General features: G+C 69.9%; 14 protein-coding genes. 6 read left to right on the top strand and 8 right to left on the bottom strand.

Translation table 11 applies throughout. The features are described from left to right. Window positions 1–5 precede the first annotated feature (5 nt). Both hemG and hemE read right to left on the bottom strand, forming a co-directional pair. On the bottom strand, window positions 6–1,433 hold the full coding sequence (gene hemG / locus ACH413_RS32545) for a protoporphyrinogen oxidase (RefSeq protein ID WP_360046689.1): 1,428 nt from the start codon (window positions 1,431–1,433) through the stop codon (window positions 6–8). Next, window positions 1,433–2,467 (bottom strand): uroporphyrinogen decarboxylase, encoded by a 1,035-nt coding sequence (hemE, locus tag ACH413_RS32540; RefSeq protein WP_360046688.1) that lies wholly within the window; start codon window positions 2,465–2,467, stop codon window positions 1,433–1,435. The genes hemG and hemE overlap by 1 nt, the downstream gene beginning before the upstream one ends. A gap of 72 nt (window positions 2,468–2,539) precedes the next feature. Between hemE and ACH413_RS32535 the strand changes: the two genes are divergently transcribed. Beyond that, complete coding sequence (locus tag ACH413_RS32535) at window positions 2,540–3,088, top strand: DUF3000 domain-containing protein (protein ID WP_229905701.1); 549 nt, start codon at window positions 2,540–2,542, stop codon at window positions 3,086–3,088. On the opposite strand, the gene ACH413_RS32530 is transcribed toward ACH413_RS32535, so the two are convergent. After that, complete coding sequence (locus ACH413_RS32530; RefSeq protein WP_360046687.1) at window positions 3,085–4,230, bottom strand: dipeptidase; 1,146 nt, start codon at window positions 4,228–4,230, stop codon at window positions 3,085–3,087. The two genes, ACH413_RS32535 and ACH413_RS32530, sit on opposite strands and share 4 nt — an antisense overlap. A gap of 318 nt (window positions 4,231–4,548) precedes the next feature. Here ACH413_RS32530 and ACH413_RS32525 point away from each other — a divergent pair, with 318 nt between their 5' ends. Both ACH413_RS32525 and ACH413_RS32520 read left to right on the top strand, forming a co-directional pair. Next, on the top strand, window positions 4,549–5,202 hold the full coding sequence (locus ACH413_RS32525) for a response regulator transcription factor (RefSeq protein WP_181320591.1): 654 nt from the start codon (window positions 4,549–4,551) through the stop codon (window positions 5,200–5,202). A gap of 70 nt (window positions 5,203–5,272) precedes the next feature. After that, window positions 5,273–6,565 (top strand): ribonuclease D, encoded by a 1,293-nt coding sequence (locus ACH413_RS32520; RefSeq protein WP_360046686.1) that lies wholly within the window; start codon window positions 5,273–5,275, stop codon window positions 6,563–6,565. A 33-nt stretch (window positions 6,566–6,598) separates the two neighbouring features. Here the strand turns inward: ACH413_RS32520 and ACH413_RS32515 are convergent, their stop codons facing one another. Continuing rightward, entirely contained in the window at window positions 6,599–7,243 is a 645-nt protein-coding gene (locus ACH413_RS32515; protein ID WP_360046685.1) for a class I SAM-dependent methyltransferase, read from the bottom strand. Window positions 7,244–7,313: 70 nt separating this feature from the next. Between ACH413_RS32515 and ACH413_RS32510 the strand changes: the two genes are divergently transcribed. Both ACH413_RS32510 and ACH413_RS32505 read left to right on the top strand, forming a co-directional pair. Then, window positions 7,314–7,913 carry a TetR/AcrR family transcriptional regulator gene (locus tag ACH413_RS32510; RefSeq protein ID WP_360046684.1) on the top strand — a complete coding sequence of 200 codons (600 nt, stop codon included), beginning with the start codon at window positions 7,314–7,316 and terminating at the stop codon, window positions 7,911–7,913. Window positions 7,914–8,007: 94 nt separating this feature from the next. Then, on the top strand, window positions 8,008–8,502 hold the full coding sequence (locus tag ACH413_RS32505; protein WP_360046683.1) for a GNAT family N-acetyltransferase: 495 nt from the start codon (window positions 8,008–8,010) through the stop codon (window positions 8,500–8,502). An 81-nt stretch (window positions 8,503–8,583) separates the two neighbouring features. Here ACH413_RS32505 and ACH413_RS32500 read toward each other — a convergent pair whose 3' ends face one another. After that, the gene (locus tag ACH413_RS32500) at window positions 8,584–8,976 is read right to left on the bottom strand and encodes a hypothetical protein (protein ID WP_360046682.1); all 393 of its coding nucleotides are present in this window, start codon (window positions 8,974–8,976) and stop codon (window positions 8,584–8,586) included. A gap of 104 nt (window positions 8,977–9,080) precedes the next feature. Here ACH413_RS32500 and ACH413_RS32495 point away from each other — a divergent pair, with 104 nt between their 5' ends. Then, window positions 9,081–12,257, top strand: coding sequence for a S8 family serine peptidase (locus ACH413_RS32495; RefSeq protein ID WP_360046681.1), 3,177 nt, complete (start codon window positions 9,081–9,083; stop codon window positions 12,255–12,257). 44 nt (window positions 12,258–12,301) lie between these two features. Here the strand turns inward: ACH413_RS32495 and ACH413_RS32490 are convergent, their stop codons facing one another. From ACH413_RS32490 to ACH413_RS32480, 3 genes are all read right to left on the bottom strand, one after another. Next, window positions 12,302–13,045: a hypothetical protein gene (locus ACH413_RS32490; protein ID WP_360046680.1), complete on the bottom strand. Its 744-nt coding sequence runs from the start codon at window positions 13,043–13,045 to the stop codon at window positions 12,302–12,304. After that, entirely contained in the window at window positions 13,042–13,548 is a 507-nt protein-coding gene (locus tag ACH413_RS32485; protein ID WP_360046679.1) for a sigma-70 family RNA polymerase sigma factor, read from the bottom strand. The genes ACH413_RS32490 and ACH413_RS32485 overlap by 4 nt, the downstream gene beginning before the upstream one ends. 160 nt (window positions 13,549–13,708) lie before the next feature. Beyond that, window positions 13,709–14,362, bottom strand: coding sequence for a MerR family transcriptional regulator (locus ACH413_RS32480; RefSeq protein WP_360046678.1), 654 nt, complete (start codon window positions 14,360–14,362; stop codon window positions 13,709–13,711). Window positions 14,363–14,408 lie beyond the last annotated feature (46 nt).

Genomic DNA, 14,408 nt, shown 5'->3' with positions numbered 1-14,408 from the left:
GCCCCTCAACGCCGAACGCGGCCCAGCAGGTGTGCTGCGACACGGGCGGCGGCCGCGTCGGCGGTCGCGATGCAGGCCGGCACGCCCACGCCGTGCAGGGTCGCGCCCGCTACGGACAGGCCCGGCACGTCGGCGATGCCGCGTTCGATGGTGTCCACCAGGTCGACGTGACCGACGCCGTACTGCGGCAGCCCGCCACCCCAGCGCTGGACCACGTAGTCGATCGGCGCGGCCTTGATGCCCGTCAGTTCGTGCAGGTCGTTGCGCACGGCCTTGACCAGGTCGGCATCGCTGCGCTGCAGGAGCGCCGTCTCGCCGTGCCGCCCGACCGAGCCGCGCAGGATGACCGGTTCGCCGTAGTGCGCCCACTTGCGGCTGGAGAACGTGAACGCCTTGGCGGTGAACGGGGTGATGCGGTCGGAGTACCGCTCCCCCTCCGCGATCAGGACGCCGGAGCGCTGCGGCAGTTCGGTGCCCGGCGGCAGCGCGAGTGCGACCACGGCCATCGAGGCGACCTCGACCTTGCCGTACGCGGCGGACACCTGCGGCGCGATCTCGTGCAGCAGCTTGCGCGCGGACGGGGCCGGGACCGCGAGCACGACGCCGTCGCACTCCAGGTACTCCGGGGTCGCGGCCGAGCCGATCTCCAGGCGCCAGCCGGCGCCGAGCCACGACAGCACCCTGACCGGCAGGCCGAGCCTGACCTCGGGCTTCGCGACCTCGGCGAGCCGGTCGACGAGCGACGAGACGCCGTTGCTCAGCGACGCGAACACCGGCGGCCGTGCGGAACGGGCCTGCGGCGGGGCGGGCATCATCGTCGCGGCGGCCGCGAGCAGCGAGCCGACGCCCTTGTCCAGCAGCGTCGCGATCTGCGGCATCGTGGCGCGCAGGCCCAGCTCGTCCGCACGGCCCGCGTAGACGCCGCCCAGCAGCGGACTGACCAGGCGGTCGCCGACCTCGGGGCCGAACCGCTCCTTCATCAGCGTGCCGACGGCGACGTCGCCGCCCCTGAGCTCGATCGGTGGCAGCGTCGGTTCCATCTCGACGCGCAGCGCGCCCTCGGACGACAGCATGTGCCGGACGGTCTCGACGCTGGCCGGAACGCCCATGAACGTGTGCGCAGGCAGCTGGTGCGTGCGCCCGGCCGCGTGCACGCTCGCCTTCGCGGCCGTCGGGTGCACGACGTGGTCGGCGAGCCCGACCTCGTTGATCAGCTCCTGCGCCTCGGGCTTGCGGTGCAGGAACGCCTCGGCGCCCACGTCGAACCGCACACCCGCGAGCTCGGTCGTGCGCAGCTTGCCGCCGAGCCGGTCGGACTGCTCGATCACCGTGATCCTGGCCTGCGGGCCGAGCAGCATCCGCAACCGGTGCGCGGCGGCCAGGCCGGAGATGCCTCCCCCGACGACTGCGACGTGCGGCGCTCTGGCGTGCATTACAAGCTGTGGATCAGTTCGACGGTCCGGGTGATGATCTCCGGATCGGTGTCGGGCAGCACGCCGTGGCCGAGGTTGAAGATGTGGCCCGCCGCGGCCTTGCCCTCGGCGTGGATGCGACGCACCTCGCGTTCGACGGCCTCGAAGCCCGCGAAGAACAGCGCCGGGTCGAGGTTGCCCTGCACCACCGGCTTCGGCAGTTCGGGCGCGGCCTTCTCAAGACGCTCGACCGCCACGTCCAGAGGGATGCGCCAGTCGACGCCGACGACGTCCGCGCCGGCCTCGCGCATCGCGGGCAGCAGTTCACCGGTGCCGACGCCGAAGTGGATGCGCGGCACCGTCGTGATCGTCTCCAGGACGCGCTTCGAGTGCGGCAGAACGAACTCGCGGTAGTCGCGCTCGGACAGCGCGCCCGCCCACGAGTCGAACAGCTGGACCGCCTGGACGCCCGCGTCGAGCTGGGCGTGCAGGAACGCCGTCGTGACGTCGGCGATCCTGGCCAGCAGCGCGTGCCACAGCTCGGGGTTGCCGTGCATGAGCGCCTTGGTGCGCTCGTGGTTCTTGCTCGGCCCGCCCTCCACGAGATACGAGGCCAGCGTGAACGGCGCTCCCGCGAAGCCGATCAGCGCGACGTCCTGCGGGAGTTCCTTGAGCAGCAACCCGATCGCGTCCGCGACCGGCTGGACCTGCTCGGCGTGCAGCTCGGGCAGGGCCTTGACGTCGTCGAGCGTCCTGACCGGGTGCGCGACGACGGGACCGGTGCCCGCGACGATGTCGAGGTCGACACCGGCGGCCTTGAGCGGCACCACGATGTCGGAGAAGAGGATCGCGCCGTCGACACCGTGCCGCCGGACGGGCTGCATGGTGATCTCGCAGACCATCTCGGGGTCCATGCACGCGTCGAGCATGACGGTGCCCTGGCGGAGTGCCCGGTACTCGGGCAGCGACCGTCCCGCCTGCCTCATGAACCAGACAGGGGTGTGCGACGGGGTGCCGCCATGAGCGGCCACGAGGAGGGGTGCCGTGGAAGTCATATCTCTTTCATGGTCCCACGTCCCGGCGTGCCGCCGTCACTCGGCCGGATTGCGAGGCATACAGTCAGTTGTGTGACCGAGCCGGAAATCTTCCGCCGGGCGGTGGGGACGCTCAAGTCGGTTCGCCACAGGCCCGAGATCGAACTCACCGAAGTTCGCCCACCGCAGCGGCTCGCTCCGTGGGCGTACGCGCTGACGGCTGAGGTCACCGGCCCGTCGGACGAACTGTCGACCGGAAGGCTCGTGCTGCTGCACGATCCGGACGGCGACGAGGCGTGGGGCGGTGTCCTGCGCGTCGTGGCGTACGTGCGCGTCGAGCTCGATCACGAGCTCGCGTCCGATCCCCTGCTGCCCGAGGTCGGGTGGTCGTGGCTGACCGAGGCGCTGGAGCAGTCCGGGGCCGGGTTCACCGCGCTGGGCGGGACCGTCACGCAGACGTCGTCGGCCCGGTTCGGCGACATCGCCGGCCCCGCGCGCACCGATGATCTGGAGCTGCGCGCGTCGTGGACCGCGCTCGACGGAGAACTCGCCGAGCACGGCACCGCGTTCTACGAGCTGATGGCGACGGCCGTGGGGCTGCCGCCGGTCGGCGTCACTCTCTTCGGTCAGCGCCAGCCCTAGGCGTCGGCGTCCCGCAGCACTCGCAGGACGTTCGCGCCGGCGAGCTTGGCGCAGTCGTCCTCGGACCAGCCCTTGTCGAGCAGCGCGCCGAATAGGTGCGGATAGGTGGAGACGTCTTCCAGGCCCTGCGGCAGCGCCTGGACTCCGTCGTAGTCGCCACCGATGCCGAGGTGGTCGACGCCGACGACCTCGCGGGCGTGGTCGAGGTGCAGCACGACGTCGTCGAGCGTCGCGACCGGCTTCGGGTGCTCGACGATCCACTTCTCGCCGAACGCCTTGCGCTCCCCCATGTCGGCGTGGTTCGCGCCGGCGGCCGTCATGGCCGCTCGAAGGGCTGCATCCCATTCAGCGACACGGGGTGAGACGAAGTCCGGCACGAATGTGATCATGGCCACACCGCCATTTGCCTTCAACTTGACCAGCACGTCGTCCGGAATGTTGCGCGGGTGGTCCGCAACGTGGCGGCACGACGAGTGGCTGAAGATGACGGGCTTGACGCTCGTCTCCAGCGCGGCGTGCATCGTGCTGGGCGCGACGTGACTCAGGTCGACGAGCATGCCGATCCGGTTCATCTCGCGCACGACGTCGCGGCCGAACTCCGTCAGCCCGCCGTGTTCGGGCTGGTCAGTGGCGCTGTCGGCCCACGGGGTGTTGTCGTTGTGGGTCAGCGTCATGTACCGGACGCCCAGGCGGCGCAACGCGCGCAGAACCCCGAGTGAAGAGTTGATGGAATGTCCACCCTCGGCCCCGAGGAGGGAGGCGACACGCCCGGAGGCGAAAACTTTTTCAGCTTCGGCGGCGGTCGTCGCGATGCCCAGGTGACCGGAGTACCGCTCCGCCAGCGCGTAGACCAGTTCGACCTGCTCCAGCACGGCGGTGACCGCTCCGTCACCCGCCAGCCTGCCCGGAATCCAGACGGACCAGAACTGCATCCCCAGGCCGCCCTCGCGCATTTTCACGAGGTCCGTGTGCAGGCTGGGATGACGTTCCGTGAGATCGATCTTCGCGGCGGTCGTGTAGACGTCCTCGCCCGTTCCGTCGCCGAACTCGCGCAGAGCCCACGGGAGGTCGTTGTGGCCGTCGACGAGGGGCTCACGCTGCAGCAGGGCCCGCGCTCGCTCGACACCAGAACTACTAGACACAACCAACTCCAAGATGTCGTTCTGAGAGGGGCTCGCGTTACACCCCCTATCTAGTTGTCATCCAATCGTGTGACACATGGGGCCATCTGTCACAACTCAATAGGGATAGATACCCGATTGATCGTCCCGTAGACCCGCATGGGCGGCTACGCTGCCCCAGACGACACCACTTTCGGTCGATCAGTGGCGCGGCTGATTGGACGAAAGTCTCCGGTGCCGGTCGGGGGGCACGACCGACTCCAGGGAGGTAGTGACGTGGCTGCCGTCGGCTTAGGTCAGGCCGTTCGTACCACGCCAGCCGGCTCGTTGCCGGCGAACATGGTCCCGCACCCGCGGGAAGAGCTTTTTTCAGTGCTGGTGGTCGACGACCACCCACTGCTGAGGGAGGCGATATCAGCTCGGCTCACCCAAATGGGAGCCGGGACAGTGCATGAGGCCGCATCGGTGGCAGAGGCTCGGGCGCGGGCACTTGCAACCGGTCCTTGCGACCTCGCGATCCTCGATCTGGGCCTGCCGGATGGCACCGGCATCGACCTGGTCACGGAACTCCGTGCTCAGGGCTGGCCCCGCATCGTGGTCCTCGCATCCTCCGACGACCCCTACGCGGTCAGGTCGGCCTTCCAGGCGGGCGCCCAGGCGTACCTCCTGAAGTCCGCCTCTCCGATGGTGGTCACCGACGGGGTGCGCAGGGTTCTCGATGGTGGCGTTTACGCAGATCCGAGCGTGGCACCAGTACTCGCAGCGGGTACTCGGGTGCCGGGCACGGACAACACGCCGCGGGAACTCTCCGCACGTGAGGTCGAGGTGCTCCAGCTGGTCGCCGATGGCCAGAGCAACAAGGAAATCGGCGAGGCTCTGAGCTTGTCCGCGTTGACGGTGAAGTCTCACCTGTCGCGGATCGGCCGGAAGCTGGGCACCGGTGATCGCGCTCAGATGGTCGCGCTGGCCATGCGTGCCGGCGTGATCCGTTAGATACCGGTTTGAAGCACTGAACCGGCCGAGAACACCTGTGAGTGGTGCGATCGTCGTAGGGTCATCCGCTGTGGATGTACCCGCCGACGAGCCAACCGCACCAACCGGACCAGATCCGGTACCGCTGACGGAACCTGCTGATGGGGTCCCGCCCGTGGTCGCCGATCAAGCTGCGCTCCGGCGAGCCGCTGACGCGCTCGCCGGGGCGAAGGGCCCGGTCGCGGTGGACACCGAGCGAGCCTCGGGCTACCGCTACTCACAGCGTGCCTATCTGGTGCAACTGCGCCGGGAAGGCGCCGGCACATGGTTGGTCGATCCGATCGCCCTAGGCGGACGGCTCGATCCACTGGTGCAGGCGTTGGATGGCACTGAGTGGGTGTTGCACGCGGCGTCTCAGGACCTGCCGTGCCTCGCCGAACTCGGGCTGCGACCCGGCGTGCTGTTCGACACCGAGCTGGCGGGCAGGCTGGCTGGGTTCGAGCGTGTCGCACTGGGCACGCTGGTGGAACGGCTACTCGGTTTTAGGCTCGAGAAGGGGCACGGCGCGGCCGACTGGTCGCGCCGGCCCCTTCCTGCCGACTGGCTGACGTATGCCGCTCTCGACGTGGAGCTGCTCGTGCAGCTGCGCGACGTTCTCGAAACCGAGCTTGAGCGCCAGGGCAAACTCGCCTGGGCGCTCGAAGAGTTCGAGGCGGTGCGGATGGCGCCTTTGCCGCGTCCCCGTACCGACCCCTGGCGGCGCACGTCCGGTATCCACCGCGTGCGCAACCAGAGGCAACTGGCCCTCGTGCGCTCGCTCTGGGAAGCCCGCGACACCGTGGCCCGCGACCGCGACATAGCCCCAGGCCGAGTCCTCCCGGACTCAGCCCTCATGGAGGCAGCCGCCCGCAACCCGGCCAACGAGGCCGAACTCCTCGCACTGCCGGTCTTCCGCGGCCGCTCCCAGCGCCGCATGTCCGGCGTCTGGATGAACGCCCTGCGCAAGGCGGGCGCGTTGGCCAAGTCGGAGCTCCCGGAACCTGCGGGCCAGCACGACGGCCCACCCCCGCCCAACCGCTGGGCGGACAAGGACCCGGACGCCGCGGCCCGCCTGGCCGCGACCCGTGCGGCACTGGCGACCATCGCCGAGGCCAACACCCTCCCGGTGGAGAACCTGCTGCTGCCCGACCTGGTGCGCCGCACCTGCTGGCAACCGCCGGCCGACCTCTCCCCCGAATCCGTGGCCACCGTGCTGCGCGACGGAGGGGCCCGGTCGTGGCAGATCGACCTCACGCTGGAAGCCCTCACGAAGGCACTGGCGGCAACGGCACCTCCGCCCGCGCCTCCCGCACCTCCTGCGACTCCTCCTGGACCCGCTGACTGATATCCGATATATCAGCTGCCGTGCGGGATCTGATCACGCACGGCAGCTGATCTCCATGCCGTCCTCGACCGGAAACGCGACGCTGACGTACCCGTTGGCCGGTTCGCGCACGTAGGCGAGGTAGTCGGCCATCGACTCCTGGTCGATGTCGTCGGCGACGACGAGCGCTCCGGGCGCGAGCCGGGACTCCAGATCCCGCAACACCGGCAGGCAGAGCTCCTTCCAGCCGTCGAGCAACACCAGCCCGATCGGCCCCTTCAGGTCGGCCAGCGTGCGACGGGCGTCGCCGGGCAGGATCGTCGCGACCCCACCGAGCCCCGCCTCGTCGAGGTTCTTCCGCGCGGTGGCGACCTTCGCCTCCGACATCTCGGTCCCGTACACGTGCCCCTTGCCGTTGTCGGCGACCGCGGCCGCCAGGTAGAGCGTCGAGATGCCGAACGACGTGCCGAACTCGACCACGGTCTCCGGCCGGCTCGCCCGCACCAGCCCGTAGAGAAGATCTCCCCCACGCGCGGAGATCGGCATGTAGACGCCAGCGAGTGCGTCAGCGCGTTCCTGCGCACTGGCCGACCGCAGATCGCCCCACGACGGCGCGTCGAAGTGGTCGTCACCCGCGGCAGCGTCGAAGAGCCGGTCGAGAACCGAACGAACCCGAGGCTCGTGCAATGTGATGGTCATGGCCGCCAGAGTAGACGCAACGTTGCGTCTAGACTAGCCCTGACTAAGGTACGGCTCCTGGAGGTGGCCGATGGAGAGCAGCACCGCGCACCGCGGAAACCGGCACGGACGCAGCGAACAGGCGCGGCAGGCGGTCCTGGAGGCGGCCGACGACCTGCTGGCCGAACGCGGCTTCGCCGGCGTGACCATCGAGGGCATAGCCGCCCGCGCCGGCGTCGCGAAGCAGACGATCTACCGCTGGTGGCCGTCCAAGGTCGACGTGCTGCTCGAAGCCTTCACCGAGGACATGGCCCAACACCTGACCCCGCAGGACCACGGCAACCTGGAAACCGACCTGCGCACCCACCTGGCGAACCTGGCCGAGTTCCTCACCGACTCAGACCCTGGCGCGGTGTTCCGCGCCCTCATGGGCCAGGCCCAGCACGACCCGCACCTGGCGACCAGACTCCGCGACGACCACCTGAGCCACCAGCGCGACCGCGACCGCCTCCCCCTGCAGCGCGCGATCGACCGCGGCGAACTCCCCGCCGACCTCGACGTGGACGCGGCCCTGGACCACCTGGTCGGCCCCATCTACTACCGCGTCCTGGTCACCGGCTCACCGGTCCCCCGCACGTTCACCGACGACCTCGTCGCCGCCTTCCTGCACCGCCACCACCGCCCCAACTGATATATCGCCCCAACCTCACCTCCCTGACCTGCCGCTTAGCAATGACTCGTTGGACTTCGACCGCAAAAGACTCGTTGCAAAGGGGCCTTCAGCGTTGATCAGCACCGCCCGCCTGGACCTGATGCCGTTGCTTCCCGAGCACGCCGCCGAGATGGCGGAGGTGTTGTCCGATCCGGCCCTGCACACCTTCACCGGCGGCACCCCGCTCTCCCCGGAAGCCCTCCTCGCCCGCTACGAACGCCTGGCCGAGGGCTCCCCCGACCCAGCCGTGCGATGGCTGAACTGGGTGATCCGGCTCCGCGACGAAGACCGCCTGACGGGCACCGTCCAAGCCACGATCACCCTCGCCGACCACACCGCCGAGATCGCCTGGGTCGTCGGCACCTCGTGGCAGGGCCGCGGCATCGCCCGCGAGGCGGCCCAAGGCCTCGTCACCTGGCTCCGCACCCAGCCGGTCCACACCGTGATCGCGCACATCCATCCCGATCACCACGCCTCCGCCGCCGTCGCCACCTCCGCCGGCCTCACCGCCACCGACGAGGTCCACGACGGCGAGGCCCGCTGGCTCCTCCACCTCCCCTTGCAATGACTCATTTGCGGACGAAGTCCAAAGAGTCATTGCTAAGGCGCAGGTCACGGGGCGCCTCGAACTGACACATCGGCCGATATATCAGTTGGCCATGCGCTCGCCGAGCTTCCGGGCGAGGTCCGCGACCTCGTCGTCGGGCAGGTCGAGGTGGCCGCGGGAAGCCTCGAACAGGGCGATCTGCTGATCTTCGCGAGGCACCCCCGGCGGCAGTGGGGCGAGGTGCCAGTGGACGTGCCGGTTGGCCTGCCGGCTGCCGAGCGACAGGACGTAGAGCCGCTCGACGGGCAGCAGCGAACCGAGGGCGCTGCCCGCCCGATGCACCACGTTCTCGATCGCCGTGTACTCGTCGGGCGTGAAGTCGGTGATGACGTGCTCGCGGTCGTCGACCGGCGCCACGAGGAGTTCGCACACGAAGCAGGCCCGGCGGGCGAGCGCGAGGTAGCTGTCGGGGTCCCAGGGGAGGCGGCCGGTCATGATCCAGCTGTACCGGCGTGTTGACAGTTGCCGTTGCGAAATATCGGGGCCGAGTGACGGACATATGCCGCCGAGGAGTTGTCCGTCCCTAGGAGAGGCCTCCGTTGAAACCTCATCTCCCCCTCGCCGTGGCCGGCCTCGTGCTGGCCACAGCCCTGAGCGGCGCCATCCCCGCCGCCGCGACCACGGCCGCCACCACGAGCGCGCCGGCGTCGGACCGGCAGCAGTGGATCACCCTCATCACGGGTGACCAGGTGCTGACCGACGACAAGGGCAAGCCCCAGCAGTTCAAGGCCGCGCCGGGTCGCGAGCACATCATGGTCTCCACGAGAGAGGACGGCACGCACCTCTACGCCGTGCCCGCCGACGTGGAGCCGATGATCACCGAGGGCCGGCTGGACCGGCGCCTGTTCGACCTCGCGCTGCTGAGCAGGCCCGAGTACACCAAGCGCAAGGGTCTCGGCGTGCTCGTGTCGGCGGGGTCCGGCCTGCGGAGTGCGCGCTCGTTCAGCCGCATCGGGGTGGATGCCGTCACGGTGACCGCCGAGACCGCGCCGGACGTGTGGAAGTCGCTGGCCAACGCCCGTCAGGCGCAGAAGCCCACGATCTGGCTGGACGCGGTGCGCAAGGCCGCGCTCGACCGCAGCACCGCCCAGATCGGGGCTCCGCAGGCGTGGCAGGCCGGGTTCGACGGCAAGGGCGTGAAGATCGCCGTGCTGGACACCGGTGTCGACAACACGCATCCGGACCTCGCCACGCAGGAGGTCGCGGAGAAGAACTTCACCGACTCCCCCGACAACCAGGACCGCGTCGGCCACGGCACGCACGTCGCGTCGATCGCGGCCGGCACCGGGGCGAAGTCCGGCGGGAAGTTCAAGGGCGTGGCTCCCGGCGCGCGCATCCTCGACGGCAAGGTGCTCGGTGACGACGGGTCCGGTTACGAGTCCGGGATCCTCGCGGGCATCGAGTGGGCGGTCGAGCAGCAGGCGGACGTCGTCAACATGAGCCTCGGCGGCGAGGACGGCCCGTTGCTGGACCCGATGGAGATCCTGATCAACAGGCTCTCGCAGGAGACCGGCACGCTGTTCGTCATCGCGTCGGGCAACTTCGGCCCGAACTCCGTCGGTTCCCCCGGAAGCGCGGACGCCGCGCTCACCGTCGGTGCCGTGGATCGCGACGACAAGCTCGCGAGCTTCTCCAGCACCGGTCCGCGCGAGGGTGACGGCGCGATCAAGCCGGACATCACCGCACCCGGTGTGGGCATCGGCGCCGCGGCGGCGGGCAGGCTCGGCGAGACCATGCCCAAGCCCGCCGAGGGCTACATCTCGCTGAGCGGCACGTCGATGGCGACCCCGCACGTCACCGGCGCGGCGGCGATCCTGGCCCAGGTGCACCCGGACTGGCGCGGTGACCAGATCAAGGCCGCGCTGATGGCGTCGGCGAAGCCGGGCGCGCACAACCCGTTCGAGCAGGGCGCAGGACGCACGGACGTCGCCAAGGCGATCAAGCAGACCGTCTCGTCCGGTTCGGTCTCCTTCGGCACGGCGCTGTGGCCGCACAACGACGACGTCCCGATGACGCGAGATGTCGCCTACCGCAACGAAGGCGACCAGCCGGTCACCCTCACGCTCAAGGTCGACACGGCGGCGCCGCAGGGCTTCTTCACGCTCAAGGACGCCACTGTGACCGTGCCCGCGCACGGCACGGCCACCACCACGCTGACCGCCGACACCAAGATCGGTGGCGACGCGTCCGGCACGTTCAGCGCGTACATCAACGCGAGCGGCGGCGGCCAGTCCGTGGTGACTCCTGCGGCCGTGACGCGTGAACCCGAGCGCTACACCGTCACGGTCAAGGCGATCGGCAGCGACGGCAAGCCCGCCGCGGACTGGCGCGCGGAGTTGCAGGGCGTCACCGGCGACGCGCAGGGCGACTACGTCGGCCTCGGCACCGGCCTCGAGTCCCTGCGCGTGCCGAAGGGCCGCTACCTGCTGACCGGCCGCCAGTGGGTCTCGCCGGAGCAGCCGAACGCGGAGTACAACTGGTTCAACGGCACGAACATCGAGGTCGGTGCCGACACGACGATCACGCTCGACGCCCGCGAGGCCAAGCCCGTCGACATCGGCTGGCCGGGCAACCCGACGGAGCGTCACTCGTACATCAGGGTCGGCCACAAGATGCCGTCGATGGAGTACGGCTTCGGCCTGCTGGGCCTGCCGCTCAGCGTCCTCAACACCGCGCACGTCGGTCCGGAGGGCAAGGCCGGCGAGATGAACGAGCTGGTCGTCGCCTCCTACACCGGCGCCGACCGCGAGGAGTTCCACCTCGCCGACCAGTCCACGACGCTCACGAAGTTCTGGACGGGCTACGACAAGCGGCTGAAGTCCAAGGACCTCGTGACCGTCGAGGCCTCGGCGGGCGCCACCGCCGAGGGCCGCACCGGCTACCTGTTCGCCAGCGCCGCGCTCGGTGACAGCCCGCTGTTCGGCGTCGCATTCGGGTACGCCCTGCCGCACACCAGGAAGATGTACCTCTACTCCCCCAAGCACACCTGGGGCTTCCGCTTCGAGCAGGACAACGCCGACGGCACCGAGGCGTACTGGAACGCGGACGACGAGCAGTTCAAACCGGGCCGCACCTACAAGAAGACGTTCAACACCGGCGTCTTCGGCCCGAAGCTGACAGGCGAACGCCGCGTCGGCCTCTACCGCGACGGGGACGTCCTCTACGGCAGCCTGCCGTTCTTCGCCGACGGGCAGGGCCGCTCCGGCGGGTCGGTGGTGGACTCGGGGTCGACGGTGCTGAAGCTCGGCGGCAAGGTGGTCGACTCGACCGACCGGCCGCTCGACCTGGAGACGTTCTTCTCGCTGCCGCAGGCTCGCGGCCGCTACGAGCTGACCACCACGGCGAACCGCTCGGGCGTCGCGGCGATCAGCACCTCGGTCACGACGACGTGGGGCTTCGACTCGGCCACGACCTCGGCCGTCACACAGGTGCCGTTGACGATGGTCCGCTTCACTCCGGAGCTCGGCCTCGACGGAACCCTGCCCGCGCACCGGTTCCAGCGGATCCCGCTGACGGTGCAGGGCAAGACGAAGTCGCTGACCGCGCAGGTGTCCTACGACAAGGGCGCCACCTGGCAGCGGACGCTGGTCTTCGGCGACTCGCTGTTCGTGCTCAACCCGGCCAAGGGCGGAAGCGTCTCGCTGCGGGCCACGGCCGTGGGCAAGGGCGGTGATTCGGTCACCCAGACCGTGATCAACGCCTACCTGACGAAGTAGCGACGAACCGGCGATGCGCCCCCCAGGCGCATCGCCGGTTTCGTTCAGCGCTTCGGGAACGCCTCGTCGTAGACCGCGCGCAGCTCGGGCTCGTCGAGTCCGCTGTAACCGCAGCCCATCACCTGCAGGTCGCTCGCCGCGACGAGGTACTTCCGCCCGGCCTCGGGCTCGAACCCGGCCAGTACCGGCGAGTTGGTGGTGTTCCGCACCTCGACGAGGTCGGCCTCACCGGTCCACGCGCGATGCACCTGCAGCGTCACGACGTTGCCCTCGATCCGCAGCACGGTGGCCTCGAACGCCATCTGCGCGCGCTCCCGAAGAACCTCCGCCTCCGGCTTGCGGCACCGGACCTCCGGATCCACCGGCGCCTCCGTGAGCACGGCGACCGTGGTCTTGCGGCCGTCGGACGACGTGGTGGTCGGCGGCGGCGTCTGCAACGTGCTGGTGCCGGGCCGCGGCTGACCGCTGGTCGTGGGCCGTCCGCCGCTGTTGTCGGGCAGCCCGGAACCGTTCTCCAGACCCGGTTGGGTCGAGGTCGGCAACGCGACGTCCGGGCTCGGCGCCTGCCCGGAACCACCGCTGTTCGCCACGAGCACCCCGGCGACCACCGCGATCACTGCCGCGGCCCCGACGAGCACCGGCAGCCTCCGCGAGGAGACGCGCGGCGCGACGGGAACGTCGAGCGCGGCCCCGGCCACCAGCCGCCGTGCCTCGTCGTCGGGCAGCGGGCGCAACGAGGCCGCCGGATCGGCACGGCGCATCCGGTCGCGCAGGTCGTCGTCCGTCATGGCCGCTCTCCTTCCGCCTGCTCGTCCAGCAGGGACTTCAACTTCCGGCGTGCCCGGTGCAGGCGGATGCTGACCGCGTTGGCACTCATCCCGACGACCTGTGCGATCTCGGCGGGCCCGAGCTCCTCCCACGCCCAGAGCCGCATCAGCTCGGCGTCCGCGGCGGACAGCCGCGCGAGTGCCCTGGCCAGCCCCGGATCCGGGTCGTCACTGGCCGGCGCGTGCTCCGGCGGTCTGGCGAGCTGCCAGATCCGCACGAGCAACCGGTCCTGTCTGCGCCGCGTCCGTTCCGCGTTGGCGAGACAGTTGCGCGCGACGGCGTACGCCCAGGCCAGCGGCTCGGCCGGCATGTCGGCACGGCGCCGCCAGGCCACCAGCAACGTCTCGGACAGCACGTCGTCCGCGGTCGCCGCGTCGGTCCGCCGCGCCAGGTACCGGCGCAGCGGCTCGATCAGCTCCTGCGCGACGGCCTCGAAACCCGTCTGGCGCGGTTCCACGTCCACCTGCTCCACCCCAGGTCATGTCCGGCAGGACGCCCGCTCTTTCACCCCGCCACCACCTTCCTTCCAGCCCTTTGCAACGAGTCTTTTGCGGACGAAGTCCAAAGAGTCATTGCTAAGGCGCAGGTGGGGGCGGCGCGTAGCTGATACATCGGCCGATATATCAGTTCCGGGACGCTGGGCCGACGGGTCCGTCGCCGATCACGGCGCGCGACACCTGGGCGTGGGCGAGCCGCCGGACGGCCTTGAGAACGGTGTCGCCGATGAGGGTGCCGACGACCATCGCCTCGATGACGTCGTCGCGCGAGCCGCGTCCGGCGATGTAGTCGACGTCGGCCTGCGCGATGATCTTCAGCCCCTCCAGGTAGGGGTCGAGCAGGTCGTGGAAGTGGTCGTGTCCGATCAAGCGGGCCACGGACAGGGCCGCGGCGAGCATGTGGGTCACGTTGCTCTCGGTGACGTCGGCGCACTCGGTCTCGCCCTGCCGCGCGAAGAAGGCCTGGACGTCCTTGACCGCGAGCGGGTCGAGCTCGACCGCGCTCGGCTGGCTGATGGCTTCTTGCACGGCGCCGAGCTTGTTGTGCAGCGACTCGTCGCGGGTGTCGATGGCCGCGAGGACCTCCCGCACCAACGCGATGGAGAGCCCGCCGACGTCCACAAGGGCACGCACCAGCCGGAGTCTGCGCAGGTGCTCCTCGTCGTAGTGGGCCTGGTTCGGGCTGGTCAGCACGCCGGCGGGCAGCAGTCCCTCGCGCAGGTAGTACTTGATCGTCGGCACCGGAACGCCGCTTCTCTTCGAAAGCTCGCCAACACGCATATGGATAGTGTAGCTTCCGGATAGTAGAGAGTGCCGCTATCCATTC

The organism is Lentzea sp. NPDC020367, assembly GCF_044387305.1.
GTDB lineage: Bacteria > Actinomycetota > Actinomycetes > Mycobacteriales > Pseudonocardiaceae > Lentzea.
This window is presented reverse-complemented; position numbering and strand designations above follow the sequence as displayed.

Excerpts from the sequence above, each read along its gene's own strand:
- ACH413_RS32490 (WP_360046680.1), bottom strand. The coding sequence starts at position 13,045 with ATGACGGACGACGACCTGCGCGACCGGATGCGCCGTGCCGATCCGGCG.
- ACH413_RS32500 (WP_360046682.1), bottom strand. The coding sequence starts at position 8,976 with ATGACCGGCCGCCTCCCCTGGGACCCCGACAGCTACCTCGCGCTCGCC.
- ACH413_RS32510 (WP_360046684.1), top strand. The coding sequence starts at position 7,314 with ATGGAGAGCAGCACCGCGCACCGCGGAAACCGGCACGGACGCAGCGAA.
- hemE (WP_360046688.1), bottom strand. The coding sequence starts at position 2,467 with ATGACTTCCACGGCACCCCTCCTCGTGGCCGCTCATGGCGGCACCCCG.
- ACH413_RS32525 (WP_181320591.1), top strand. The coding sequence starts at position 4,549 with ATGGTCCCGCACCCGCGGGAAGAGCTTTTTTCAGTGCTGGTGGTCGAC.
- ACH413_RS32480 (WP_360046678.1), bottom strand. The coding sequence starts at position 14,362 with ATGCGTGTTGGCGAGCTTTCGAAGAGAAGCGGCGTTCCGGTGCCGACG.
- ACH413_RS32515 (WP_360046685.1), bottom strand. The coding sequence starts at position 7,243 with ATGACCATCACATTGCACGAGCCTCGGGTTCGTTCGGTTCTCGACCGG.
- hemG (WP_360046689.1), bottom strand. The coding sequence starts at position 1,433 with ATGCACGCCAGAGCGCCGCACGTCGCAGTCGTCGGGGGAGGCATCTCC.